Origin of the sequence: Peribacillus cavernae (genome assembly GCF_003989135.1) — a bacterium.
Taxonomy (GTDB): Bacteria; Bacillota; Bacilli; order Bacillales; family DSM-1321; genus Peribacillus; species Peribacillus cavernae.
Genome location: NZ_RYZZ01000015.1, coordinates 155,393 through 181,315, shown reverse-complemented (window position 1 = coordinate 181,315; position 25,923 = coordinate 155,393). Strand labels below are relative to the sequence as shown.

The 25,923-nt window shown below is 42.6% G+C and carries 24 protein-coding genes, 1 pseudogene and 1 riboswitch; of the genes and pseudogenes, 8 read left to right on the top strand and 17 right to left on the bottom strand.

What is annotated here, in order from left to right; genetic code table 11:
- Window positions 1-163: 163 nt before the first annotated feature.
- The 5 genes from ELQ35_RS23465 to ribD form a co-directional block, all read right to left on the bottom strand.
- Window positions 164-298 (bottom strand): RAxF-45 family protein, encoded by a 135-nt coding sequence (locus ELQ35_RS23465; RefSeq protein WP_281278124.1) that lies wholly within the window; start codon window positions 296-298, stop codon window positions 164-166.
- Window positions 299-424: 126 nt separating this feature from the next.
- Complete coding sequence (gene ribH, locus ELQ35_RS12275; protein WP_126865106.1) at window positions 425-892, bottom strand: 6,7-dimethyl-8-ribityllumazine synthase; 468 nt, start codon at window positions 890-892, stop codon at window positions 425-427.
- A 12-nt stretch (window positions 893-904) separates the two neighbouring features.
- Entirely contained in the window at window positions 905-2,095 is a 1,191-nt protein-coding gene (locus ELQ35_RS12270; RefSeq protein WP_126865105.1) for a bifunctional 3,4-dihydroxy-2-butanone-4-phosphate synthase/GTP cyclohydrolase II, read from the bottom strand.
- Window positions 2,096-2,113: 18 nt separating this feature from the next.
- Window positions 2,114-2,752: a riboflavin synthase gene (gene ribE / locus ELQ35_RS12265; protein WP_126865104.1), complete on the bottom strand. Its 639-nt coding sequence runs from the start codon at window positions 2,750-2,752 to the stop codon at window positions 2,114-2,116.
- A gap of 10 nt (window positions 2,753-2,762) precedes the next feature.
- A complete protein-coding gene (gene ribD / locus ELQ35_RS12260; protein ID WP_126865103.1) occupies window positions 2,763-3,845 on the bottom strand; it encodes a bifunctional diaminohydroxyphosphoribosylaminopyrimidine deaminase/5-amino-6-(5-phosphoribosylamino)uracil reductase RibD in 1,083 nt (360 codons plus the stop codon).
- A 155-nt stretch (window positions 3,846-4,000) separates the two neighbouring features.
- Window positions 4,001-4,130, bottom strand: a riboswitch (FMN riboswitch).
- A 208-nt stretch (window positions 4,131-4,338) separates the two neighbouring features.
- Here ribD and ELQ35_RS12255 point away from each other — a divergent pair.
- Window positions 4,339-5,367, top strand: a complete 1,029-nt coding sequence (locus ELQ35_RS12255; RefSeq protein ID WP_126865102.1) for an NADP-dependent oxidoreductase — start codon at window positions 4,339-4,341, stop codon at window positions 5,365-5,367.
- A gap of 107 nt (window positions 5,368-5,474) precedes the next feature.
- Here ELQ35_RS12255 and megL read toward each other — a convergent pair whose 3' ends face one another.
- Window positions 5,475-6,671 carry a methionine gamma-lyase gene (gene megL / locus ELQ35_RS12250; protein WP_126865101.1) on the bottom strand — a complete coding sequence of 399 codons (1,197 nt, stop codon included), beginning with the start codon at window positions 6,669-6,671 and terminating at the stop codon, window positions 5,475-5,477.
- A gap of 170 nt (window positions 6,672-6,841) precedes the next feature.
- Between megL and ELQ35_RS12245 the strand changes: the two genes are divergently transcribed.
- The 3 genes from ELQ35_RS12245 to ELQ35_RS12235 are packed head-to-tail and all read left to right on the top strand — an operon-like array spanning window position 6,842 to window position 8,586.
- The gene (locus tag ELQ35_RS12245; RefSeq protein WP_126865100.1) at window positions 6,842-7,066 is read left to right on the top strand and encodes a spore coat protein; all 225 of its coding nucleotides are present in this window, start codon (window positions 6,842-6,844) and stop codon (window positions 7,064-7,066) included.
- Window positions 7,063-7,431 carry a spore coat protein gene (locus tag ELQ35_RS12240; protein WP_126865099.1) on the top strand — a complete coding sequence of 123 codons (369 nt, stop codon included), beginning with the start codon at window positions 7,063-7,065 and terminating at the stop codon, window positions 7,429-7,431. Before ELQ35_RS12245 ends, ELQ35_RS12240 begins: the two co-directional genes overlap by 4 nt.
- An 18-nt stretch (window positions 7,432-7,449) precedes the next feature.
- Window positions 7,450-8,586, top strand: coding sequence for a zinc-dependent alcohol dehydrogenase (locus ELQ35_RS12235; protein ID WP_126865098.1), 1,137 nt, complete (start codon window positions 7,450-7,452; stop codon window positions 8,584-8,586).
- Window positions 8,587-9,165: 579 nt separating this feature from the next.
- On the opposite strand, the gene ELQ35_RS12230 is transcribed toward ELQ35_RS12235, so the two are convergent.
- From ELQ35_RS12230 to ELQ35_RS12210, 5 genes and pseudogenes are all read right to left on the bottom strand, one after another.
- Window positions 9,166-9,465 (bottom strand): spore coat protein, encoded by a 300-nt coding sequence (locus ELQ35_RS12230; protein ID WP_126865097.1) that lies wholly within the window; start codon window positions 9,463-9,465, stop codon window positions 9,166-9,168.
- A 13-nt stretch (window positions 9,466-9,478) separates the two neighbouring features.
- On the bottom strand, window positions 9,479-9,667 hold the full coding sequence (locus tag ELQ35_RS12225; protein WP_126865096.1) for a hypothetical protein: 189 nt from the start codon (window positions 9,665-9,667) through the stop codon (window positions 9,479-9,481).
- 167 nt (window positions 9,668-9,834) lie between these two features.
- Entirely contained in the window at window positions 9,835-10,971 is a 1,137-nt protein-coding gene (locus ELQ35_RS12220) for a DEAD/DEAH box helicase (RefSeq protein WP_126865095.1), read from the bottom strand.
- A 129-nt stretch (window positions 10,972-11,100) separates the two neighbouring features.
- Entirely contained in the window at window positions 11,101-11,367 is a 267-nt protein-coding gene (locus ELQ35_RS12215; protein ID WP_126865094.1) for a hypothetical protein, read from the bottom strand.
- 91 nt (window positions 11,368-11,458) lie between these two features.
- Window positions 11,459-12,528: pseudogene (locus ELQ35_RS12210) on the bottom strand (sodium:solute symporter family transporter); the annotation flags it as partial.
- Window positions 12,529-12,755: 227 nt separating this feature from the next.
- Between ELQ35_RS12210 and ELQ35_RS12205 the strand changes: the two are divergent.
- Complete coding sequence (locus tag ELQ35_RS12205; protein WP_126865093.1) at window positions 12,756-14,795, top strand: molybdopterin oxidoreductase family protein; 2,040 nt, start codon at window positions 12,756-12,758, stop codon at window positions 14,793-14,795.
- A gap of 294 nt (window positions 14,796-15,089) precedes the next feature.
- Here the strand turns inward: ELQ35_RS12205 and ELQ35_RS12200 are convergent, their stop codons facing one another.
- The 4 genes from ELQ35_RS12200 to treP form a co-directional block, all read right to left on the bottom strand.
- A complete protein-coding gene (locus ELQ35_RS12200; protein ID WP_126865092.1) occupies window positions 15,090-15,671 on the bottom strand; it encodes a YflT domain-containing protein in 582 nt (193 codons plus the stop codon).
- A gap of 172 nt (window positions 15,672-15,843) precedes the next feature.
- On the bottom strand, window positions 15,844-16,554 hold the full coding sequence (gene treR / locus ELQ35_RS12195; RefSeq protein ID WP_126865091.1) for a trehalose operon repressor: 711 nt from the start codon (window positions 16,552-16,554) through the stop codon (window positions 15,844-15,846).
- A 23-nt stretch (window positions 16,555-16,577) separates the two neighbouring features.
- On the bottom strand, window positions 16,578-18,260 hold the full coding sequence (gene treC / locus ELQ35_RS12190; protein WP_126865090.1) for an alpha,alpha-phosphotrehalase: 1,683 nt from the start codon (window positions 18,258-18,260) through the stop codon (window positions 16,578-16,580).
- 110 nt (window positions 18,261-18,370) lie between these two features.
- Entirely contained in the window at window positions 18,371-19,792 is a 1,422-nt protein-coding gene (gene treP / locus ELQ35_RS12185; RefSeq protein WP_126865089.1) for a PTS system trehalose-specific EIIBC component, read from the bottom strand.
- 489 nt (window positions 19,793-20,281) lie between these two features.
- Between treP and ELQ35_RS12180 the strand changes: the two genes are divergently transcribed.
- The 3 genes from ELQ35_RS12180 (at window position 20,282) to ELQ35_RS12170 (ending at window position 23,751) form a co-directional block, all read left to right on the top strand.
- Complete coding sequence (locus ELQ35_RS12180; protein ID WP_126865088.1) at window positions 20,282-21,358, top strand: M20 family metallopeptidase; 1,077 nt, start codon at window positions 20,282-20,284, stop codon at window positions 21,356-21,358.
- Window positions 21,359-21,630: 272 nt separating this feature from the next.
- On the top strand, window positions 21,631-22,197 hold the full coding sequence (locus ELQ35_RS12175) for a 3D domain-containing protein (protein ID WP_126865087.1): 567 nt from the start codon (window positions 21,631-21,633) through the stop codon (window positions 22,195-22,197).
- Window positions 22,198-22,482: 285 nt separating this feature from the next.
- Window positions 22,483-23,751: a dicarboxylate/amino acid:cation symporter gene (locus tag ELQ35_RS12170; protein WP_126865086.1), complete on the top strand. Its 1,269-nt coding sequence runs from the start codon at window positions 22,483-22,485 to the stop codon at window positions 23,749-23,751.
- Window positions 23,752-23,933: 182 nt separating this feature from the next.
- On the opposite strand, the gene tatA is transcribed toward ELQ35_RS12170, so the two are convergent.
- Window positions 23,934-24,119, bottom strand: a complete 186-nt coding sequence (gene tatA / locus ELQ35_RS12165) for a twin-arginine translocase TatA/TatE family subunit (RefSeq protein WP_126865085.1) — start codon at window positions 24,117-24,119, stop codon at window positions 23,934-23,936.
- Between the two features lie 9 nt (window positions 24,120-24,128).
- Window positions 24,129-25,769, bottom strand: a complete 1,641-nt coding sequence (locus tag ELQ35_RS12160) for a PhoX family protein (RefSeq protein ID WP_126865084.1) — start codon at window positions 25,767-25,769, stop codon at window positions 24,129-24,131.
- Window positions 25,770-25,923: the final 154 nt, after the last annotated feature.

Genomic DNA, 25,923 nt, shown 5'->3' with positions numbered 1-25,923 from the left:
AACCACCTAGATTGTGTGACTGCGGGGCACACTAAAAAGCCGCTGCAAAGAAGCAGAGCTTCCAGCCGCGGCCTTATAAAAATGGGAACAAAAAAGAGAGCACAATTAAATAATAAGGCTCCCTTTTGCCATTCCTTCTTATAACAGTGGGTGAAGAGACTTCTTATCGTTCTGTTTTCATTATGCAGTTGTTAAAAAAGGGCAAACTTCCCCCTTGAACAAATGCACCATGAAAAATTGCACAGCAAATATATATAAAATCCAGCCATTGCTCGCGCAAAATAACAGAACGATTCATCTCTTTCACCTCCTTAAATCAAAATTCCTGAATTATGATAATAGTATAACTCTTCCACTATTAGATTTACAACAAAAAAAGCTGAACAGTAGATAATATTATCCTGTCCAGCTTTATATATCCTGCTTAACCGATCGTTTTTTCAAGATTGGCCATTTCGATGGCAGAAATGGCGGCTTCATATCCTTTATTGCCCGCTTTTGTCCCGGCACGTTCGATAGCCTGTTCGATGTTTTCGGTTGTGAGTACCCCAAAGATTACCGGGACTCCTGTTTCAAGTGAAACGGATGCAATCCCCTTTGCCACTTCATTCGAAACGTAATCATAATGAGTTGTCGCTCCTCTAATTACGGTACCAAGACCAATTACTGCATCATATTTTTGAGTATTGACTAGTTTTTTTGCGATCATCGGAATTTCATAGACACCTGGAACCCAGGCGATATCCACTTCGGCTTCATCCACCCCATGTCGTTTCAATCCATCCATCGCTCCGCTGAGCAGCTTATTGGTAATAAATTCATTAAATCTTCCTACGACAATCCCTACTCTTAATCCTGTGCCAATTAAATTTCCTTCAAATACTTTGCCCATGATGCTTCCCCCTTAAATAAACAAATGTCCCATTTTTATTTTTTTTGTTTCAAGATAATGCTCGTTTTCTTTTTCAGCTGGCATCTGGATTGGTACTCTTTCGACAATTTCCAATCCATATCCGGTTAACCCTGAGATTTTTTTCGGATTGTTTGTTAATAAACGCATTTTTTCAATTCCCAAGTCTCTGAGGATTTGTGCACCGAGCCCATAATCACGAAGCTCTGCTGGAAATCCGAGCTTTTCATTTGCTTCAACGGTATCAAAGCCTTCTTCTTGAAGCTTGTATGCCTTTAGTTTGTTGATCAGGCCAATTCCCCGGCCTTCCTGGCGCATGTATACAAGTACACCTTTTCCTTCTTCTTCAATCTGGGCCAGTGCTGCATGGAGCTGCGGTCCGCAATCGCAACGGTGTGAACTGAATACGTCTCCGGTCAGACATTCTGAATGGACTCGTACCAGAACCGGTTCTCCCTCTTCCCATTCGCCCTTCACCAAAGCAACATGCTCCCGGTTGTCGAGAGGATTGGAATAACCGATCATTTTAAATTCGCCGAACGAAGTCGGCATCTTCACTTCTGCTTCACGCTTGACCAGTGTTTCGTGTTTATTTCGAAAGCGGATTAATTCGGCTATCGTTATTAGCTTCAAATCGTGTTTCCCAGCAATGTCAATTAAATCGGGAACACGTGCCATTGTTCCGTCCTCTTTCATAATTTCACAAATGACACCCGCCGGAGCCGCACCGCTAAGCTTCGCTAGATCGACAGAGGCTTCCGTATGCCCTGCCCGCCGCAGGACGCCGCCCTCTTTTGCGACGATGGGGAAAATATGGCCCGGTCTTCTAAAGTCCGTTGAAACGGATTCTATCTTTAGCAATTCAAGAATCGTTGTTGACCGCTCAAAAGCGCTGATGCCTGTTGATGTACTAATATGGTCGATACTTACTGTGAAGGCAGTGCCGTGATTATCCGTATTTACCTCTACCATAGGATGAAGCTTTAATTTAGCGGCTGTGTCCTCAGTAATCGTCGTACAAATTAAACCGCGTCCGTGGGTTGCCATAAAGTTGATCGCTTCAGGGGTTGCTTTATCAGCAAGAACAACAAAGTCACCTTCATTTTCCCGATCTTCATCATCGACTACAATGATTGCTTTTCCGGCTTTTAAGTCTTCTATTGCTTCTTCTATCGTGTTAAACATTTACTTCCACCACCTTTACTAAAATCCATGATCAGTTAAAAATTCCATGGTTAATTCCTTTTTCGGGTTCTTTGTTTCGATTTGATGAACGATATATTTTCCAATCATGTCATTTTCAACATTGACGATGTCTCCAGCATTTTTTCTGCCCAACACTGTCTCTTGATGGGTGAGCGGGATGAGCGAGACCGTCACCAAATTGTCCTGAATTCCAAATATCGTTAAGCTTGTCCCATCAATCGCGATAGACCCTTTAGGAATGCAGTACTTGCTAAGCGAATCACTCAATTCGATTACATAATAAACCGCGTTTTCTTTTCGTTCTTTTTTGGCGATTGTTCCTGTCCCATCTATATGTCCGGAAACGAAATGGCCGCCAAATCGGCCATTTGCACTCATCGCCCGCTCCAGATTGACAAGGGAACCCGCTTTTAATAACCTAAGCGAGGTGTCCTTCATCGTTTCCGGCATGACATCAACTGTGAATGTTTGATTTGTAAAGGCAGTCACTGTCAAACAGACACCGCTAACAGAAATACTATCGCCCATATGAATATCTTCCACAATTTTTTCGGAAGTAACCGTAAGCACCATGCTGTTCCCGCTGCTGTTTAATGAAGTAACCGTCCCGATATCTTCTATGATTCCTGTAAACACTTTTTCCACCTTATTTCATACTTGACGTGATTTTAAGGTCTTCCCCTATTTGTTCGATCGATTGGAACCGAAGCCCCAAAGCATCATCCATACTCAACACCTGTAAGTCCCCAACCATACCGGGAGCATCATTTCCACCGATTATTTTTGGCGCTATGTAAGTGACAAGCCTGTTGACAGCTTTTTCTTTGAGAAAACTTGCATTTACCGCTTGCCCTCCCTCTACATAAATCGAGGGTATTCCTTCTTCACCAAGGCGTTCCAACAACTCTCTTATTTCAATTACTGGGGATGGGAGCTTGATTATTCTGACATATTCATTTTCAAACTCAGCGATTTTTGCCTCGGGAACCTCCGAGCCTGTGATAATCCAAGTTTCTGCAATCCGGTCCTGTAACACTTTTCTGTCTGCAGGTATTTTCATGTGGGTATCGAGAATAATCCGCACCGGCTGCTTTCCAGGATTCTCATTTCGGTTGGTTAGACTGGGGTTATCCTGGATAACGGTATTAATCCCTACAAGAATCGCGGCATGCTTGCTTCGCTCGTTATGAACATCGCTTCTGGCATCTTCTCCGGTTATCCATTTGCTGTGGCCCGTCTTTGCGGCTATTTTGCCATCCAGGGTAATCGCCTGTTTCAATGTTACATAAGGAACTTTATTCCTGATGTAATGAAAGAATACTTCGTTTACCTTGTTTCCTCTTTCTGCAAGAACCCCACTAGTTACCTCTATCCCGACTTCTTTTAACTTCTCAATTCCTTTCCCCGCAACCAGAGGGTTCGGGTCGATTGAAGAAATAATTACCCTCTTGATCCCCGCGTGGATGATCGCGTCGGCACAAGGAGGGGTTCTGCCATGATGGCTGCACGGCTCAAGGGTGACATAAATATTAGCTTCAGCAGCCTTCTCGCCAGCCATCCGCAACGCATGAATTTCAGCATGAGGCTCGCCTGCTTTCAAATGGGCCCCAAGGCCAATAATCACGCCGTCTTTGACAATGACTGCCCCGACAACCGGATTTGGGCTTGTCTGTCCCTGCGTTGCTTCGGCAAGGTCCAGAGCAAGATTCATGTAAAATTCATCATTCATTCATTTATTCACCCTCTTTTTTTCAAAAATAAAACCCTTCAGGTTATCCTGAAAGGTCTTTTTTAAGGGAGAATGTGGCTCTTAAATATATAACCAAAGAAGCCTATTAAAAATGGATTTTTTTCAATAGACTTGACGCATTATATATTTTTCCAACTGTCCTTCTCCCATCCAGACTATACTGTCGGCTTTGGAATCTCACCAAATCCTGCCGGTTAAGGCTCGCGGGCTTAGAATTGCTTCATTACCGCCGGTTGGGATTTACACCCGACCCCGAAGGACGAAAAAGCTCAGAGTGCCGGTCAAGGCAAGACACACTTTTTGCTTTTCGATATGTAGTTAGGCAAAACGCCTACTGCTTTTTCAGAAGTTTACCACTAATAATATGAAATGTAAAATAAGAGACCTTTGCAGCGAATTCTTTGACTGTTCCTATACGCTAGTGTTAAGATTTTCCAAAGAGAATAGTTCATAAACTTTAGGAGGGTAATCGATGAGTAAAGTACAAAAAGAAATCCATTTGGCGAACCGGCCGGAAGGCATGCCTTCAGCTTCAGACTTTTCTTATGTAGAAAGAGAGATTCCTATCCCCGGGGAAAAACAGGTTCTGCTTAAAACACTTTATCTGTCTGTTGATCCCTATATGCGGGGAAGAATGCAGGATGTGAAGTCCTATATTCCGCCATTCAAGCTGAATGAAGTGATTGTTGGCGGTGTCATTGCAGAAGTAATCGAATCTAAATCAGAATATTTTCGGCAGGGAGATGTTGTTATCGGCAATCTCGGCTGGGCTGAATTTACAGCCGCAAATGAGAAGGAAATCCGCAAGATCGATCCTTCTGTAGCCCCCGTTACTACCCATCTTGGAATTCTGGGAATGCCCGGGTTAACGGCTTATTTCGGACTTCTTGATATCGGCCAGCCTAAAGAGGGAGAAACCGTTGTCGTGTCGGGAGCAGCCGGGGCAGTTGGTTCAGTTGTAGGCCAGATAGCCAGGATAAAAGGAGCCCGCGTAGTCGGCATTGCTGGTTCTGATGAAAAGATCAACTACTTGAAAGAAGAACTAGGCTTCGATGAGGCAATTAACTATAAAACCACTGATAATTTGAAAGAAGCACTTAGGAAAGCTTGTCCAGATGGGGTTGATGTTTATTTTGACAATGTCGGGGGCGAAATAACCGATGCTGTCTTCACGCAATTAAATAAATTTGCAAGAATCCCGCTTTGCGGAGCCATCTCTTCCTATAACTTAGACGGCCCTGATGTGGGACCGCGTGTACAATCTGCCATGATAAAAACCAGCGCTTTGATGAAAGGCTATACCATTGGCGATTACGCCCCTCGTTTCAAGGAAGCTTCCGAGTATTTAGGCGGCTGGCTTCAAGAAGGAAAGCTTAAATATGAGGAAACAATTGTCGAGGGCTTCGAAAATACACCGGATGCCTTTCTTGGTTTGTTCAAAGGTACAAATAAAGGCAAGCAGCTTGTAAAAGTGGCTGACCCAGACTTCGCAACACTATAAATGTAACAAAACCGGGCATTGGATGAATTCTGATGCCCGGTTTTTTTTATATAGATGAACTTGAAGCTTAAAAGCTATAGTTTTTCATACTTCTCGGGCTCTTTTCATTATTCCATTTCGGTTAATGAATTCAAGGCCTGTTCTAGGTCTTCCCAGATATCCTCCCAGGCTTCAAGCCCTACAGAAAGACGGACCAGTTGGTCGGAGATGCCCATGCTTCGCCTTGATTCTTCCGGGACTACAGCATGTGTCATCGTGGCCGGGTGCTGAATCAAGCTTTCAGCATCGCCGAGACTTACAGCAATTTTTATAAGCCTAAGATGATTAAGCAGCTTCTGTGCAGCTTGTTTTGATCCGTTTACCTCAAAGGAGATAAGGCCGCCTCCTTGTTTCATCTGCTTAACCGTAATATGGTAGTCCGGGTGGTCAAGGTCTCCTGGATAGTAGACTTTATCAATTATCGGATGGTTTCTAAGTTTTTTAAAAATTTTTAATGTATTTTCAGAATGGCGGTCCATTCGAATAGGCAATGTTTTTAGTCCGCGAAGCAGCAGCCATGCATCAAAAGGTGAAATAATGCCGCCGATATCTTTTTGGGTTGTCATCGCAACGCTGGAAATAAACTCCTTCTTCCCAACCACAAGGCCTGCGACCACATCACCGTGGCCGCAAATGTATTTTGTAGCGCTGTGAAGAACGATATCACAGCCCAACTCAAGCGGTTTCTGCAGATAGGGGGTGGAAAACGTATTATCGACCACGACCGGGATGTTATAGTTCTTGGCAACATTTGCGACCATCTCTAGGTCAACCATTTTCATGGTCGGATTAATCGGCGTCTCGACATAAATACAGGCTGTTTCCGGACGAATCAGAGCGCCAAGCTGTTCCGCCGATTCCATGGCACAAAAATCGTGGCTGATATTATATTTATCTTTCATCATCTGTAACAGGCCGAAAGTACAGCCATACAGACCCTGGGAACAAATGATATGATCACTTGCCTTTGTTAAAGCTACTAGCACAGCTGAAACTGCAGCCATCCCCGAAGCAAAGGCAAGTCCTGCTTCGCCGCCTTCCAGTGCGGCGATTCTTTCCTCCAGCACTTTGACGGTCGGATTGCTGAGACGTGAGTAAATATAGCCTGCCTCCTCCCCAGCAAAGCGCCTTTCTCCTTGTTCGGCAGTATCGAAAGTGAATGTAGAAGTCTGAAAGATAGGTGCAGCCAGGCTTCCCAAATGATCTTTCGAATCATATCCCTCATGAATGACAGCCGTTTCGATACGTTTGTACTTCTCTCCCATGGTTTCCCTCCTGGATCTTTTTTTCTGTCTAATTCTATAGTATGCCGATAAAACATAAGTTGGAAGCGTTTACATACAGCTTCGTTTTATTCATAGTAAGGTCATGTGTGTATAGTTACTCACTCCATGAGGGAAAATACCTTAGATTAAAGGACCATGGAGGTGAATTTATGGAAAATAAAAGCCTAGCTTATCATGAAACTTTGGAATTACATGAGATGCTCAATTTTAAAACTACATGCGTAGTAAAATCCAAACTGATGTCAGGAGTTGTATTTGATCAGGAGCTTAAAGCACTGATGGAAAGAGATGTCCAACAGTCAATCCAGGCAATAAAAGATCTTCAAGATATATATAAAATACCAAATCCCGTAAATGGTGGTGACATGCATTGATTAACGATTACTTAGAAGTGGAAAACGCAGAGGGCATGCCTGAGATGGCTGATTCCGCTTTGGCACTGGAATTTTTATTAAGCATCAAAACCGGCGTAAGAAATGCGGCCTATGCGATCACGGAGGCTCGAACACCTGAGGTTAGAAATACTTTCCGTAAGCAAATGGATGCAGGGCTGACGTTACACGAAGAGGTCGCCAATTTCATGATGGAGAAAGAATGGATGCATCCATACAACGTGAATGACCAATATAAAGTTGATATGAAATCTGCGGAGGCCGTTCTGATGATTGGAAATTTGAACCTTTTCCCTGGCGATACTTCTCGTATGGGCATGATGGCGCAGATTGATTCAGATGAATAAGAGGAGGGAGGCTAAATAATGAAAGCAGTAACGTTTCAAGGAATAAAGGATGTAAGGGTTAAAGAGGTTAAAGATCCTACAATTGAAAAAAAGGATGATATCATCGTTAAGATTACTTCTTCGGCCATATGCGGCTCTGATTTGCATCTAATTCACGGAATGATTCCCAACTTCCCTGAAGATTACATTATCGGTCATGAACCCATGGGCATTGTCGAGGAAACGGGTTCTGATGTTACGAAAGTAAAGAAAGGCGATCGTGTGATTATCCCATTTAATGTTGCTTGCGGAGAATGCTTTTTTTGTAAAAATCACTTGGAAAGCCAATGCGATAACTCGAATGATAATGGGGAAATGGGCGGATTTTTCGGTTATTCACATTTAACCGGCGGATATCCAGGGGGACAGGCTGAATTTTTACGCGTTCCTTTTGCCAACTTCACTCCTTTTAAAATTCCGGAAAACAGTGAAGTTGCTGATGAAAGTCTAGTCCTGCTTGCTGACGCAGCCTCGACTGCTTTCTGGTCTGTTGATAACGCTGGAGTAAAAGACGGCGATACAGTGATCGTGCTTGGGTGTGGGCCGATTGGACTGCTTGCACAAAAGTTTGCCTGGTTAAAAGGGGCAAAAAGAGTGATTGCAGTCGATTACATAGATTATCGTTTAAAACATGCAAAACAACATAATAATGTTGAAACCGTTAATTTTGAACAGTATGCAAACACAGGCGAATATTTGAAGGAGCTTACAAAAGGCGGAGCCGATGTAGTAATTGATGCAGTGGGAATGGATGGAAAGATGACCCCCATGGAATACCTTGGAACGGGAGTAAAGCTACAAAGTGGGGCACTCGGAGCACTCGTTATAGCCAGCCAAGCAGTCCGTAAAGGTGGAACCATTCAAATAACAGGTGTTTACGGCGGTAGATATAACGCTTTCCCTCTTGGCGATATCTTCCAAAGAAACGTCAATATTCGATCAGGACAGGCACCGGTTATCCATTACATGCCGTTCATATATGATTTGATTGCTCAGGGAAAAGTGGATCCAGGCGATATTGTTACACACGTTCTCCCTCTCGACCAAGCCGAAAAAGGTTATGAGTACTTTGATACAAAAACCGATGATTGCATAAAGGTAATCTTGAAGCCATAAAAAAAAGGGGCTGTCCCATGAATGACTTATGGGGCAGCCCCTTTTTTGGATTACAATGTTTTTTCTTCAATTACCCGCCCGTCGCTATAAACATGAAGCCATGAAATTTCAATGCCTTTTTGATTTTTAGTGTGTATTCTGTAATACGAGTTTCCTTTTTCATCTTTTACTAATCTTTCATTACTACTAAAGACTACGCCTTTCCCTAGTCTTTTTTGGGCAGACTGAAGTGCATTCTGGTACGGAAAGCTTTTTCGTTCAGCTATATTCTTATCAATTGCTGCCCATGTTTTCGGGCCAACGATACCATCAGAATAGAGATTATGATCTACTTATACTCTGACTTGATTTTGTGTCTGCGTTCCGAAAATTCCATCTGCATTACAACGAATATAGTATAATTTATTAAGTGCAAACTATTCAATCATCAAGTAAAGACGCAATTTGTCTATTAATGAACACTTTTCAATAGAACTGAAATTCAGGGAGAACATTAATCATCCACAAAAAAACGCACTAGGAAATTGAAATTCCCAGTGCGTTTTTTCAAGGGCTTTTAAAACACCCCTTTTTTTTTTATTATTGCATGGGTAAGTTTAAAGCTGTTTGTGCATTTGTTATGTCAACGTTAATTTGTTCATTCATATTATATGGATGGTAGTACCCTTTGGAAACCATGTAATTAGTAACTTGTTCATGAAAGTTGATCGCGTTATTTAAGTGTTCAATCAGCACCGCCCTCAGTTCAGGGGTAGCAGCTTCTGTGGCCGCGACTGAGTGCATTTTGACTCCTGATTTAGCACTGTTTAATAAGTCGGTTGCGATCACCTGGTCGGTGATGTTACCCATGCCTGTCATGTTTTGGTTAACTTCATTCATAAAAATGACCTCCCTACGATAAGAACTTTACTAATTGTTCAATTTCTTGTTTTGATTGTTGCACATCAAGCGAGAGAAGATTTTTAAGTTCAGCATCATTCGCGAGACCCATCATGGATGAGGACTTTACGGCGCAATTGTTTTTAAACGTCAGAATCTCATGCGATTCAAGTGTTTCGTGAAGACCTAATTGCTTTTGCATGTTTTACCACCTTTCCATAAACTTTAGTATCCTGTTATAAAGAAGTATAGAGTGTACTAACTGGGCTATTCTTCAGTTTTATTATGAGCAAAAATGAAAGAGATATAACAATTGATTGCGGAAGGTATCAGATTTGACACAAAAGGAGCCAAAAAAATGGCTTCTCCTTATCGTGCATCGATAATTTCTCCCCGGTAAAAAGTCTTTTTACTCGGGGATATTCCAAGCTCGCGGGTAATTTTTTTCAGTTCCCGTTCTTCTCTTTCGGTCACTATGGAGATCACCGTTCCGCCTGCACCGGCACGCCCCGTTCTACCGGAGCGATGCACGTATTGATCTGTATTTTCAGGAAGATCAACATGGATCACCGTGGTCAATCCTTTAATATCCAGGCCTCTTGCCGCCACATCCGTCGCTAGAAGCAGCGTAGATTTTCCGGAACGAAGGTTTTTCAGGGACTTCTCACGTTCCATTTTGCTGGAATCACCATGGAGAACCCCTAATTCAAGGCCTTTGTAGACAAACTTTTCACTGATTACAGTTATTTCGGCAATGTCACCTGCGAAGGCCAGTCCTTTTACATCCTTCAAGCGTGCAATTTTTTCAAGAATACTTATTTTGTCGCGTTTTTCAGAGACAAAATAAATATGGTCTACCTTTGACTGGATGTTTTCATCTCTCCCGATTCTGATTGTTTCCGGCTTATTTGTTAATTCTTGGGCCAACTTTTCAGTGTGAGCTGGCAAAGTGGCGGAAAACATCAGTACTTGCCGATCTTTTAGTGTTGATTTAACTATATTGTGGATGGTACCGATATGCTCAGAAACAAGCAATTGATCGCCTTCATCAAGCACCATCGTTTTAACTTCATGCATCTTAATTTTTTTCTGGGCAATCAATTCATAGATACGGCCCGGAGTTCCAGCAATGATTTGGGGCCGTTTTTTTAGCTTCTCAAGCTGTCTTTTTACATTAGCGCCGCCGATAAAAGCTGCTCCGCTAATGTCACTTCCTTCAGACCAAATTCTAATTTCCTCGGCAATCTGCATCACCAATTCACGCGATGATGCCAGGATGACCGCCTGGATCGATTTTTTTTCGGGATCGATTTTTTCGAGCAACGGCAGCAAATAAGCAAGTGTTTTCCCTGTTCCGGTAGGTGATTCGGCAATAAGATCCTTTCCTTCTGCAATCAGCGGGATGGCTTTAAGCTGTATTGGGGTCCCCTGCTCAAACCCTGCTTTTTCCCAGGACCTTTGTATAAACGGTTTCATAGTTGAAATAAATTGTGGTGTATCAGGCATAAGTGTCTCCTTTAAGTGGTAGGCCCAGATTTTATATCAAGCCTGTATTTTCAGCATTAATAGCAATTCATTAATTTAACATGTTTTTTACTGACTGTAAATATGCGACAGTTGAATTATCTTATAGATTTAGTTTGGCACGTGGATCTTTTCATAAAGGTTTACAGACTCTTCGATAAAATGAATTACTTCGTTACTAACTGGATATAACCCTAAAGAATTAAATAACTGTTTCCAAACCTTCTCTCTGGTTTCCTGTGTATCAGTGTTTTCATGGCTTTTTATAATTGGAAACAAATGCTCCCAATTCAGTTCTCCTTCAATTTCTATACTGTTTAATATCGTGTTTGTATGCTTTAACGATACCTCACCTGTTGAAAAAAACTCATTATACAATCTCCTAAAATAAGTATTGAAGGTAACGTTACGTTACCTTTTACAATAACTGTATCACATTAATAAATCAGGAGGGAATATATTGAAAACTGATCGTACCGGCAATAAAGCCAGGTATGATTTCATATACATCTTTAAATGTATCTATTTGTTCCCAGACAATAACTGTGACAGCGCCGACAATCATTCCGACCAATGCCCCCATTTTGGTCATCCGCTTCCAATAAAGGCTCAGTAGCACAACTGGACCAAATGCAGCGCCAAATCCTGCCCAGGCATATCCGACGAGATTCAGGATTGTCTCATTCGGATTCAAGGCGAGAACCAGGGCTATCAGAGAGACTGCCAATACAGCAAGCCGCCCTACAAGCACCAATTCCTTATCGGAAGCGTCACGTCTGATAAATGCTTTGTAAAAGTCCTCTGTCAGAGCACTTGACGTAACTAATAGTTGGGAGGCAACCGTACTCATGATTGCTGCGAGAATAGCCGCCAGCAAGAACCCTGTGATAAGTGAAGGGAATAATTCCTGTGCCAGCCGATATTTGCAACAGTGACAATAGGTACAAGAATCAAGGCAATAAACATGATTGTACCCTGTACGAAGTCCGTCCAGCTGACCGCGAGGAAACCGCCAAATAAAGTATAAAGGATGACCACACTCGCAGTAAGCCAAATGCCAGTCGTATAATTCATGTTGAAGGCACTTTCGAATAGCTGCCCGCCGGAAACCATCCCAGAAGATGTATAAAATGTAAAAAATATTAAGATGACTAACGCTGAAGTGATTCGCAATATCCTTGAGTTATCTTTGAAACGGTTTTCAAAAAAGTCTGGAATGGTAATCGAATTATTAGCAACCTCTGTATATGTTCGTAAACGTGGTGCAACATAAAGCCAGTTTAGATAGGCACCTGCACATAGACCCACCACAATCCAGCCGCTGCTCAATCCACTTACATACATCGCACCCGGAAGGCCCATTAGCAGCCAACCGCTCATATCGGATGCCCCTGCACTCAAGGCCGTTACAGCAGGCCCGAGATTACGCCCCCCAAGCATGTAATCGGTCAGGTTGGCAGTGCGCCTGTAGGCGACATAGCCAATCAAAAGCATTCCAATCATATAGATGGCAATCGAAATAATGACCCCATATTCCATAAAAATCCCCCTTTATTCGCAGATGTTAAAAAATGAGTCCCCAATTAGAGATTAGCAGAAAGTGGAACAATTGTTAATAATTTTCGGATTATTGAAACGCGTTTACAAACAGTTCTATTGATAGAAAATGAGAGTTATCTTATTATAGAGAATAAACTGCCAGTCTAACTTGAGTTTCAGATATCCAGACTGCTGACTACTATTCTTGATGATTAGGAGTATCTAAAATGAATTCATATATCAATCAACTTGATGGCGTATTTCCATCGGTTTGTTCGCTCGATTGCCCCGATCAATGCGGGCTGCTGCTTCATAAAAAGAATGGGAAAATCATCAAAGTGGAAGGAGATCCGGACCATCCTGTAACGAAGGGGAATATCTGCAATAAAGTCCGGAATATGACCGCCCGGCTATACGATCCGAAACGCATGCAATACCCATTGAAAAGAATCGGAAACAAAGGTGATGGTAAATTTGAACGGATCAGCTGGGAAGAGGCAATTGATACGATAACCTCTAAATGGAAGGATCTTATCAATCAAAATGGACCTGAGAGCATTCTTCCTTACAGTTTTTATGGGAATATGGGGAATCTTAGCGCGGAAGGCATGGACCGGCGCTTTTTCAACCGCCTTGGAGCAAGCCGGCTGGAGCGCTCGATTTGTAATTCTGCGGGCAGCAGCGGCTATCGATATACGATGGGTGGCTCCATCGGGGTTGATCCTGAGGATACGATTCATTCGAAGCTTTTCATTTTTTGGGGAGTCAATGCCGTAAGCACGAATATGCATCAGGTTACGATTGCACAGCAGGCACGGAAAAACGGCGCCAAAATCGTTGTGATTGATGTTCATAAAAACCAGACGGGGCGCTGGGCGGACTGGTTCATTCCAATTCTGCCGGGAACAGACAGTGCGCTTGCCCTCGGGATCATGCATGTTTTATTCGCAGAAAAGATGGAAGATGCGGATTTCCTGGAGAAATATACGGTGGGTGCCGAGGAACTGCGGCAGCATGTCCTTCAATATGATCCTCAGACTGTATCGGCGATTACGGGTGTTCCGGTTGAGGACATTTATAGATTGGCAAGGATGTATGGGCAAATATCTCCTGCTTTTATCCGGATCGGAAACGGGATCCAGCACCATGATAATGGAGGGATGTGTGTGCGGACTATATCGTGCTTGCCAGGCATAACCGGACAATGGCGGGTGAAAGGCGGTGGAGCAATTAAAGGGAATTCGGTTTACCTGTCTCACAATGCCAGGGCTCTTCAACGTCCGGATTTACTGAAAAATAAAGCGACCCGCAGCATTAACATGAACGCTATCGGGAAAGCGCTGCTCGAAACAGAGGATCCGATTCGTTCCTTATTTGTCTATAATTCCAACCCGGCTGTGGTTGCCCCGGATGCTAACAAAGTACGCGAAGGGTTAATGCGTGAAGATTTATTCACCGTCGTCCATGACTTATTTTTAACCGAGACGGCAGCTTTCGCGGATATTGTTCTCCCGGCAGCAGCTTCTTTTGAAACGATGGATTTTTATGCCTCTTATTGGCATAATTATATGCAGATTCAACAGCCGGTTACGGAAGTCTACGGGGAATCAAAATCTAATACAGACGTTTTCAAACTGCTGGCAGACGGCATGGGATTCGATGAGCAGGCTTTTAAAGATTCCGAAGAGGATATGATTGAGCAAGCATTGGATAATCCATATAATCCTTATTTAGAAGGTATCTCCTTACAAAACCTTTTGGAGAACCAGTTTGTGAAAGCAAAGATCACTCCGCTTTTTCCCGGCAAGCTTTCGACGCCAAGCGGAAAAATAGAGCTGTACTCTAAACAAATGCTTAAGGATGGATATGACCCATTGCCAGTCTACAACCCTATCGCTGATGACGGCGATCTGCCGTTCCTTTTTATCCCTGCGCCAAATCACCATTTCCTAAACTCTACGTTCTCTAATAACACAAGGCATGTTGCCCTTGAAAAGGAACCTAGATTGCACATGAATGTTAAGGATGCCCGCCGGTTAGGCATTGGAGATGGCGATATCGTACGGATCCATAATCATCGTGGAGAATGCGAATTGAAAACAGCGGTTGGCGAGAACGTACTACCAGGAGTTTTGGTGAGCCAGGGACTCTGGGCGGATAGGCCGGGAGCGAAACAACTCGTAAATGCCCTCACACCCGACCGCATCGCCGATATGGGCGGCGGAGCCACCTTTTTTTCCGGGCGGGTACATGCTGGTAAAGCTTAATTTCTAAAAATAAAGAGACCGTTCCAAAAAAATACTTTTGGGACAGTCTCTGAAAATGTTTTTCATTTCCAGCTACGATCGTGTGGTTGTTATTTATATTGAGTTATTTCTTATTTTTATATAATACCCTTTTTCTTTCATGTTTAATCTCAGTCAATATTAATAGGCCTAAAAAAAGAGGCTACTCATAGAAAAGTCGTTATTCAACGACCTTCTAAAGACAGCCTCTTTGTTTTACGTACACTTTGTCAGCTTTAGCCAAATAAAGATGCAGCCGTTAATTCTTACTTTTACTTAATATTTACGCAAAGAATCATTGGCATTGTTTGTGTCAGATCTGAAATTCCTATTCGGATTAATACTTCCATCCCGCTGTTCCCTCGTACCGGTTGTATACGTATCGTCGGTTCTGTTCAAGTCATTTAGACCTCTGTCCGTTTTTCTGGCATCCGGATCTAATAATACGAGCAGCTTCCCTTCTTTCACATCGCGCTCATATCGGTCGGCTTCGTCATCGGGAATACCCATACCTATCAATGCACCGGCAAGTCCGCCTGTTCCCGCGCCGACAGCCGCACCTGTTAATGTAGCCGCTATCGGGCCTGCAGCCAATATCGGGCCGATTCCCGGAATTGCCAGCGCTCCTACACCTGCCAACAGGCCTGCAGCTCCTCCGAACAACCCGCCTGTAGCTGCCCCAGCTGCGAGGCCTTCCTCTGTTTTCGTCCCTGTTTCTTCATTTACAGCATCAACTTCATCGCGATCTTTTGCAACTACAGATATATCATCTTGGTCATAGCCTTGAGCCTTTAATTCCTCAACAGCACGGACTGCATCGTCACCATTCTCATAAACTCCAATTACTCGTTTATCCATCTTAAATCATCCTCCTATCGAATAATTTGCATCTACTCCATAGATACCCGATAGAGAGAGCTCCTAACATGGATCTAACTAGAATCTTTATTTTTAATCTATTTGCAATAAAAGTAATGCCCTTGTTATCAGAAAAGGTGGTTAAACTGGGCCAGTCATGGGCAAGTTTAGCCTATTTCCTTCTTGCAAAGTCGACAAAACGGAATTTATCCGGACGGTGGCGTGATTCCGTATATTGAAATAAGCTCGCATCATCAAGATACACATAGTTTTTTACAACAACCATGTTTTGAAAGCCTGTTAAATCCAAATGTCTCTTGTCTTCCTCTGTTGGCTCTTCGACGGTTATTACCTTTTTTGCAAAAGAGATGGACAACCCAAGTTCGCCTTCCAAATATTCATAGATTGAATGCCGGCAAATTTCTTCTGTGATAAACGGAACGACTTTCTCTGTGAGATAGTCCTTATCAAGAATGATTCTTTCGCCATCTATTTCCCGGACTCGGGTTAAGTCCCAAACCAGTTCGGTTTCATCGAGCTTCAATTGTTCCTTGATATAAGACTCAGGAATTTTCCTTTCCAGAAGGACAACATGCGTTTTCGCACGCTGTCCCATTTTTTGGGTCACTTCTTTAAAGCTGGTAAGTCCGGAAATCGGGAAGTCAAACCTTTTCACATCCAGCACGATCGATCCCTTGCCTTGCACCTTGTGGATATACCCTTCTTCCGAAAGCAGATTCAATGCCTTCCTGATAGTCTCTCTGGACGTTTTGTAATGGGCCGTTAATTCATTCTCTGATGGCAGCAGGGAACCGGCCATAAGAATTCCCTGCTGGATTTGGGCTGCAATTTCTTCATATACTTTCATGAATTTATTTTTCATTAATCATCACCAACATCATTTTATCATTTCTTTTTTAGATGATAAACGACTGACTCATATGGACGGAATCTCATTTGGCTTTCAAGTTCAGGGGAATCTGGGTAATTAGAAATCAACACGCTGACATCGAAACCTCTCTTATTGAGGCTTTCAGAAAGATCGAGCAGGACTTCTTTTTCATAGAAATTGTTGATAGATAATAGAATGTCCTCTTCTTGTTCCCGTTTATAGACAAACAATTCCTCGTGTTCCGGGAAGAGAAGTTGATAATCCCCATAGGTAATAATATCGTATTCCTTACGAAGTGCGATCAATTTTTGGTAATGGTAGAAGATCGAGTCCTCTTCGGCCAACGCTTTTTCCGCATTGATGACAGGGTAATTGACAGCTACATCGATCCATGGAGTACCTATCGTGAAGCCGGCATTTGCAGACTCATTCCATTGGACCGGCGTCCGGGAATTATCACGTGACTTTTGTTTAATGATTTCGATGATTTCACTCTCTGGTTTTCCCTGTCCTTTCATTATTTCATAGTAGTTCAATGTTTCGACGTCACGGTATTGGTCAATCGTTTCAAACTTTGGATTAGTCATCCCGAACTCTTCACCCTGGAAGATATAAGGTGTACCCTGCATCATATGGATTATAGTTGCCAGCATTTTCGCTGATTGTTTATGGAATCTACCATCATTTCCATAGCGGGTAACAATTCGCGGCTGGTCGTGATTGCACCAGAATAAGGCATTCCAGCCCCCGCCTCGATTCATCTCCATCTGCCATTTTGACAAGATGGTTTTAAGTGCGGAAAAGTCAACATCACCGATCGCCCATTTTTCCCCATTTGGGTAATCGACCTTTAAATGATGGAAGTTGAAGGTCATGCTCAGCTCTTTGCTTTCCGGATTCGAATATTGAACGCAGTCTTCAATTGTCGTTGAAGACATTTCTCCGACAGTGATACTTTCGTATTTAGAAAGTACTTTTTCATTCATTTCATGAAGGAATTCATGGACACGCGGACCGTCTGTATAAAACTTCCGGCCATCTCCGGGAGGTGTGGCGCCGTCATCATTCGGGAACTTCTGGTCCTTGGAGATTAAATTGATCACATCAAGCCGGAAGCCGTCGATTCCCTTATTAAACCAGAAGTGCATCATGTCATACACTTCTTTTCTGACCGCCTCATTTTCCCAGTTCAGGTCCCCTTGTGTCACATCAAACAGATGTAAATAGTATTGTCCCGTTTTTTCATTAAGCTTCCAGGCAGATCCGCCGAATTTAGAAACCCAGTTGTTTGGTTCTTTACCGTCCACAGGGTCTTTCCAAATGTAATAATCCCGGTATGGGCTTTCTTTGGATTCATTTGCTTCCTTAAACCACTGATGTTCAGTCGATGTATGGTTCACCACTAGATCCATAATGATTTTTAACCCTCTCTCGTGCGCTTCGGTAAGCAAACGGTTGAAGTCTTCCATGGATCCGTATTCTTCCTGTATCGCGTAATAATCGCTGATGTCATAGCCATTATCACGCTGAGGAGACTTATAAATTGGCGTAAGCCAGATGACATCAATCCCGAGTTCCTTTAAGTAATCGAGCTTCTCAATGATTCCATTGATATCGCCGGTTCCATTCCCGGTAGTATCATTAAAGCTTTTGGGATAAATTTGATAGACTGTAGATTTTCTCCACCATTCTTTCATAGTAACCACCGCCATTTCAATTCTTAAATAGTAAGCAAGTAAAAAACGAAACCACTGGCATAAAGTCTGTGTGAACAGATCCTTTTTGCCAATGGCACAAATTTTAATAATTAGCTTGTTTTATTTTTCCTGAATTTAGCCATAAAGAATGTTAGGGCAAACGGTACCACAATCGCAATCACCATTCCGATAGCGAACGGTGCCCATTTTTCCGGAACGATCGAGAAGATAGCGGGCAGGCCGCCAACCCCGATCGAAGGAGCCATTACTTTATTAAGCGTGATGAAAATGGCCGCAATCGCAGAACCGATCATCGCCGAAAAGAATGGGAAGCGATGCGGGATATTTACACCAAACATGGCCGGTTCTGTAATTCCAAGATAGGCGGAAACCGCGGAAGATAAAGACAAGCCTTTTACCTTCTCATCTCTTGATGCAAACAGCATCGCCAGCGTAGATGAACCCTGGGCAATATTAGAAAGCGCCACGATCGGCCACAGGAAGGTTCCGCCGATGCTGCCGATTAACTGGAAGTCCACCGCCAGGAACGTATGGTGCATCCCGGTGATAACAAGCGGAGCATATAATGCACCATAGATCAATCCGCCAATTACAGGTACCGTATCAAAAAGACCTGTGAATAAAGAAGTAACCCCATTACCGATTGCAAACGTCACTGGCCCAATGACAATAAACGCCAGGAATCCTGTTACTAAAAGAGCAATTGGCGCAACAACCAATAGTTTAATCGAATCTGCAACTCGCTTATTTAAGAATATTTCAAGCTTGGCAAGTACGTAGGAAGCAAAGAGAATCGGAAGGACCTGGCCCTGATAGCCAATTTTATCAACATGAAATCCAAATAGGTTCCAGTAAGGAATTTCGCCTTTTGCCTTTGCGTCAGCGTATCCCCATGCATTCAACAATTCAGGATGCACAAGCACTAAACCTAAAACAATCCCAAGAAGCGGGTTTCCGCCAAATTGCCTAACAGCGGACCAGCCAATCAGAGCCGGCAAGAACGTAAAAGCTGTATTTGCAATCAAGTTAATGATTCCGGCAAAATCCTTCCATTGGGCATATACGTCAACGACTGATTTATTATCAAAGAAAATCCCTGGTCCTGTAAGAATATTATTGATTCCCAACAAGAGGCCTGCAGTGACGATTGCTGGCAGAATTGGAATAAAGATGTCAGCAAGTGCTTTTATAGCACGCTGAAGCGGGTTAAGGTTTTTCTCGGCAGCCGCTTTTGTTTCTTCTTTGGAAGCTGTACAAATTCCCGTTTGTTCAACCATTTCCTGATATACTTTATCGACTGTTCCTTGTCCGATGACAACCTGGTATTGACCGTTTGCGGAGAAAGAACCTTTTACAATATCAATATTTTCTAACGCTTTCTTGTCCACTTTGCCGTCATCCTTCAGAGCAAAGCGAAGACGCGTAACACAGTGTGTGGCAGAAGCGATATTTTCCTTTCCGCCAATGGCATCGACGATTTTTTCAACGTCATGATGATATTCTTTCGCCATTGTAAATCCTCCCCTTGTGAACGTTTTCATTTTATCTATAAAGAAAAGCGGAAGCGCCTTGTAAAAAGGAACGTCGACTAAGATCCGCCACGTCCTGTGGCGAACGCCGACGTCAGCGCATCCTGCGCAAGTCCGACAAGCATAAGACGAGCATCTGTATGGGGAGCGACTTTCTCCCCATCAGATGATTGGCTTATGACCTCGAGGGGCTAGGCGTTGGAGCTAGACACCCGTTCATATTGAAAAAGTCCATACTCTTTTACTGCTTTCGCATCCTGCATCCCTTAACTTGTATATACATGATGTACTATTACTTTAACTTGTATATACATATTAGTCAAGCGAAATCGCATTCACACTCTCTTTCTTTTTTTCCCATTTCCACAAAGATCTATGAATGGATAAATGAATCGCTGAATTAAGCTGATATTTTGAATAAATAAGGGTATAAGAGTTATAGGATCACTAAAAAGGAGGTTCTTTTTTCGTATGCTTGTTGATTTATTGAAGGATTTAGTGTCGATTGATAGCTCTACAAAAGACGGAGCAAATAAAGCAGTTGAATATTGCTCCGGGTGGCTTACAGATCATGGATTGACTGTAAACCTTATCAAAAATAACGGTTATAAAATGCTCGTTTGTGAAATTGGCAAAGGGGATAAAACATTAATTTTCAATGGACATGTCGATATTGTCAGTGGAAAGCCAGATCAATTCATCCCTGTCATTGAGGAAGGTAAATTATACGGCAGGGGTGCCGCTGATATGAAAGCCGGTGTTGCCGCTATGATGTGTGCGATGACAGAACTGCAAGGCCAGGAACTGGGTTTGAAAATTCAACTACAGATTGTCTCTGACGAGGAAACCGGCGGATTCAACTGTTCTGGGTACCTTGTGAAACAGGGTTATCTCGGGGACTTTGTCATTTGTGCAGAGCCAACACAGCTAGGGATCGGCCTTCAGGCAAAAGGGATATTGCAGGCAGATATCGAAATAAGCGGAATTCCTGCCCACGGCAGCCGCCCCTGGGAAGGAATCAATGCAATCGAAAAAGCCTATGACGTCTTTCAAAAAGTCCGCAATCTGCCCTTCACTCATGAAAAATCAGAATTTTATGCTTCCCCTTCTCTTAACCTGGCAAAGATAAGGGCAGGTGAGGTGTACAATAAAGTGCCTGATAAATGTCTGTTAAGCTTTGATATCCGTTACCTGCCCACCCAGGATAAGGATGAGATCATCCAGCAGATTGAAAATGTTACCAATGGCAAATTGATTGCAAAAAGGTTCAGTCTTCCGGTAAAGACAAAGCTGAAGGATCCTTATATTACCTTGCTTCGTCCGGTCATCGAGAAACATACGAACCAGGATGCTGTCATTTTCGGGCAGCATGGCTCTGCCGACACAGTGTACTATGCCGCCTTAGATATACCGGCAATTGAATTCGGACCTAGCGGTGAAAACTGGCACGGTGATCGTGAGTATGTCGTGCTCGAGTCGGTCTCAGTCTATCAAAACATGCTAATCGATTTTGCCCATGAATTTGTAAAGACTAATTCTATTAGGTAGAAAAGCGCAAGCCTTGAAAAAGTCCTACTTTCTTTTTTTCTAAAAACAATTTCTTATCTGAAAGAGTTCCTTCGTTTCTCTACCAAAAAGGCCCCCTGTCACTAGGACAGAGGGCCTTTTTCTATATCAAAATATTCAGTTTTTATACTCAAATATTACAATTGCTAACTCACCGTCTTTGTTTTGTAACATAATTACTAAGCCATTGAAACATCCCTGTTATATTTAATTGTTATTCTATCTTTACGAAATAGCAAAGGAGAATTAATATTTTGAAAAAAATCCTACTATATATTACTTCAGCAATTTTTCTCGTATTCGGATTTTCAGGTGCAGCATCGGCAGCTGGTACATATCAGGTAAAAAGCGGAGACACTCTCTGGGGCATAGCAAAAAAGAATAAAGTAGCAGTTAGCCAGATTAAGAGCTGGAATAAACTTAAAAGCGATCTAATCATGCCAAAGCAGGTATTAAAACTATCAGGAACTGCAACGAAGACAGCAGCCAAGAAACCTGCTGTAAAAGCAGCATCCTCCAGCAAAACGGCATATAAAACAATTACAGTTAAAGCGACTGCTTACACAGCAAGCTGTAAAGGCTGCAGCGGAATTACTGCAACAGGTTTAAATTTAAAGAAGAACCCTTCAGCAAAAGCCATTTCTGTTGATCCAAAAGTTATCCCGTTAGGTTCAAAGGTTTATGTAGAAGGTTACGGCCAAGCGGTTGCTTCTGATACAGGCGGCGCAATCAAGGGCAATAAAATTGACGTTTTCGTTCCTTCAAAATCAAAAGCAATTAAATGGGGCGTCAAAACAGTAAAAGTAAAAGTATATAAATAATTAAAACAGCCGGCATAATGCCGGCTGTTTTTTTCCTGTTAGAAAATTGGCCAGGCTTCTTCCATAATATACTGAATGAATATTCTAGTGATTAAAACAAAATGATTTTAAAGAAAGTATCGTAGCCCTTCTTGGCTCGATACTTTTTTCGTTTATCCTCCAAAACTAAAGACCAAAAAGACCAATAAGAACAATATCACCATAAACTCTTATTTTCTAAACCTTCTGCTATTATAGAGATATTAAGAAAGCGCTATCAAAGGATTAACAAAGGAGAGTGACCCCTTGAAAATTTTAAAAAACTTAACTGTTCAAGTGATAATCGGGATTATTTTAGGTATTACGGTCGGTTTCCTATTCCCGGCCTTCGGTGAACAGCTTAAAGTACTCGCTGATGTTTTCATTAAATTGATTAAGATGGTAATTGCACCGATTGTTTTCTTTACGGTCGTTATCGGAATCGGAAGCATGGGTGATATGAAAAAAGTCGGCCGTATTGGCGGCAAGGCTTTACTTTACTTTGAGATCGTTACCACCTTTGCCCTTGCAATCGGAATTCTTGTTGTCAATATCATTAAGCCGGGTGAAGGCTTCAACATAGGCTCTGTGGAAGGCGGCGACGTTTCTCAATATACCACCGCTGCAAAAGAAACAAGCCACGGGGCGATTGACTTCATTGTAAACATCATCCCTGATAACGTCGTCGCTGCTTTTGCAGGCGGAGATTTGTTGCCAATCCTGTTTTTTGCTGTTTTATTCGGCCTATCGATGGCCGCAATGGGTGAAAAGGCGAAACCAGTCGTTTCATTATTTGAAAAATTCACAGATATATTCTTTGGAATTGTTAATATGGTCATGAAGTTTTCGCCAATTGCGGCTTTTGGGGCGATGTCATACACGATCGGTAAATTTGGACTTGATTCACTTATTAACCTCGGAAAATTAATGGGTTCTGTTTACATTACGATGTTCTTTTTCATCATCCTCATCCTTGGTGGAATTGCGAAATTTTATAAGTTTAATATCTTTAAATTTATCGCTTACATCAAAGAGGAAATTCTCCTGGTACTCGGGACTTCCTCTTCCGAATCCGCACTTCCAGGCATGATGAACAAGCTGGAAAAATACGGCTGCTCTAAGCCTGTTGTCGGGCTGGTCGTACCAACCGGATATTCCTTTAACCTTGATGGAACCGCGATTTACCTGTCGATGGCTGCCATGTTTATTGCCCAGGCATATGGCATCGATTTAACGATCTGGCAGGAAATTACACTGATGGGGGTTTTAATGCTAACATCTAAAGGGGCTGCAGGTGTTACAGGCTCAGGGTTCATCACACTGGCGGCGACGCTCGCGGCGTTCCCGATGATTCCTGTTGAAGGCATTGCCCTCCTGCTCGGAGTCGATCGCTTCATGTCAGAAGCGCGTGCCATCACGAATTTAATCGGTAATGGTGTGGCAACAGTGGTCATTTCGAAAACAGAAGGCGAATTTGATGAAAGAGCGGCTGCCGATACAAGTGTGGATGATGCAGCTGCTGTTGGAAACAGATAGCAGCGTGAAAATGGCTTTAATGATCTCTAGTTTATTAATAGAGTAGGCGCATGAATTAATTCATGCGCCATTTAAATTTCGATTAATTTTTGTCATCTGTTTTTCTGTATAGTTAACTTTTAAATTTTGTCCTCAAAGAAAAACCAGAAGGAGGAGCTGCATAAGCCGCTCCTCCTCCAGAATTATGATTTCAATTTTTTCTTGTCTTCATCGTCGTCGTCAGATACAAGTTCACGTGTCGATTTCTTGAATTCTTTTAATGTAGAGCCAAAAGCCCGTCCGATTTCCGGAAGTTTTTTTGGTCCAAAGATAATAAGTGCGAGCACCAGTACTAGAATCAATCCGGGTATTCCAATGTTAGATAGCATGACAACCTCCTAGTATTTAAATCCGGTAATTGCTACAACACCTGGCCGCGGCATTGTGTCGCCCCGGCGGTGAGGCCACGTACTGGTCGGTTGTTTTAGATCAGTCGTTTCTTCCCCTGGATGTTGAATGGATAAAAACAGGGTAGTCTCATCAGGAGTAAAGCAAGGACCGGTCATTTCCGCCTCTTTCGGAGCGGAAGCAAATTGAAAGGCTTCACCTTCATTCTTCCCTGATGTAGGAATTACAAACATCCCATTGTTAGCAAAATGCTTATAAATGCCTGAATTCAGTTTGCTTGATGAAATGTCCGTAACCGTCCAAAGGTTAGCCTGGCTGTCAAATGTCAGGTTGTCAGGTGCGCTGAAACCGCTCTGTTTTCCGCCTGCTGCAAAAATTTCGTAATCAAATGTCAGCGAACCAAGGTCATCCCTTTCTTCAATAAATCGGGTAATGTGTCCATGAAAGTTTCCATGCATACTATTATTCGTATGGGCAATGAATACTGTATTGTCAAACGGGCTGATTTCGACATCTTCAGGACGGTCAGTCGGCGTCCCTCCCACCAACAGCGCTGCTTCGTGGGCGTTCACGACAACATCTGCCTGGGTTTTAAACTTTGCTAACAAATCCTTGTCACCATTGGCTGCTTTCTGGACCGCATCGATCGTTAAAGCTGCCCATTGCCCTTTGCTCATATTAGCCACATATAAAGTTCCCTCTTCAAGAAGATCGGAGTTTGCTATGCCACGCGAAGCGATGAATTTATTTTTGCTGATAAATTTATAAACACAGGCATCCTGCTTGTCATCCCCCATATATACGACCACGCGTCCATCTGCGGAAATACCCATAGAGGAGTTTTCATGGTTAAATCTCCCTAATGATGTATGTTTTCTTGCTTTAAAAGAAGGATTGAACGGATCAATCTCGACAATCCAACCGTAATGTGTTTCGTTAAGTTTTGCATCCGCTGCAGTGGTTTCAAAATTTTCTTCTGCGGATAACACGGTATTCCACAATGTTTTCCCGCCTGAGCAGTTTGCGAAAGTACCCTGGACATTTGTAGCCTGGCCGACTGCTGCCGATCCAACGGCAGGTCCAGTTAGCTTAAATGGAGTCAAGCCTGTAATCCGGCGTGCATATTTAGATTCCAGGTCCATTTTCCAGATACCACTTTTATCACGATGTATTTCAATAATCGATCCACCCTGGTTATAGAGACTTTTTTGAATCTGGTCATTTGTGTATGTATTATTTTGCTTTTTGCCATGTACAAACAACTCACTCGAATATTCATGGTTCACCCATAATAACCCGTGGCTGCTTGATTTATTAATTGGAAAATAGAGCGTGAAGTCATTATTGAAGCCAAATGTTTCGCCCTTTTTGTTGATGACATCCCCATAGGCCGCTACTACGTTATATTTATAACCCCTGGGAAGAAGCAGTTCATCCCTGTCTGATGGATTTATTGGGGTAAAATTCAATCCTGACACTTTCTTTTTGAATCCAAATAAATGATCCGCTGCCTTTTTTCCTCTCGCTTCCGCTTCCGGGACAAGAACCCCTAACCCGCTTGAAGCCACAGTCAAGGCAGTTACCCCTGTTCCAACATACGTTAAAAATTTTCTGCGGTCCAATTCACTCATTTCTTACACCCCACTCCATTTTATAAAAAAGCCTAGTCATTTGTTCTCTATTAAAATATTAATAGATGATTGTTAAGCTCTTGCTAAGCGAAGCTAAAGAATCGTAAAGGGTTTGTAATAGTTGTTAATCTAGTGAATGACTTCCTATTATTGG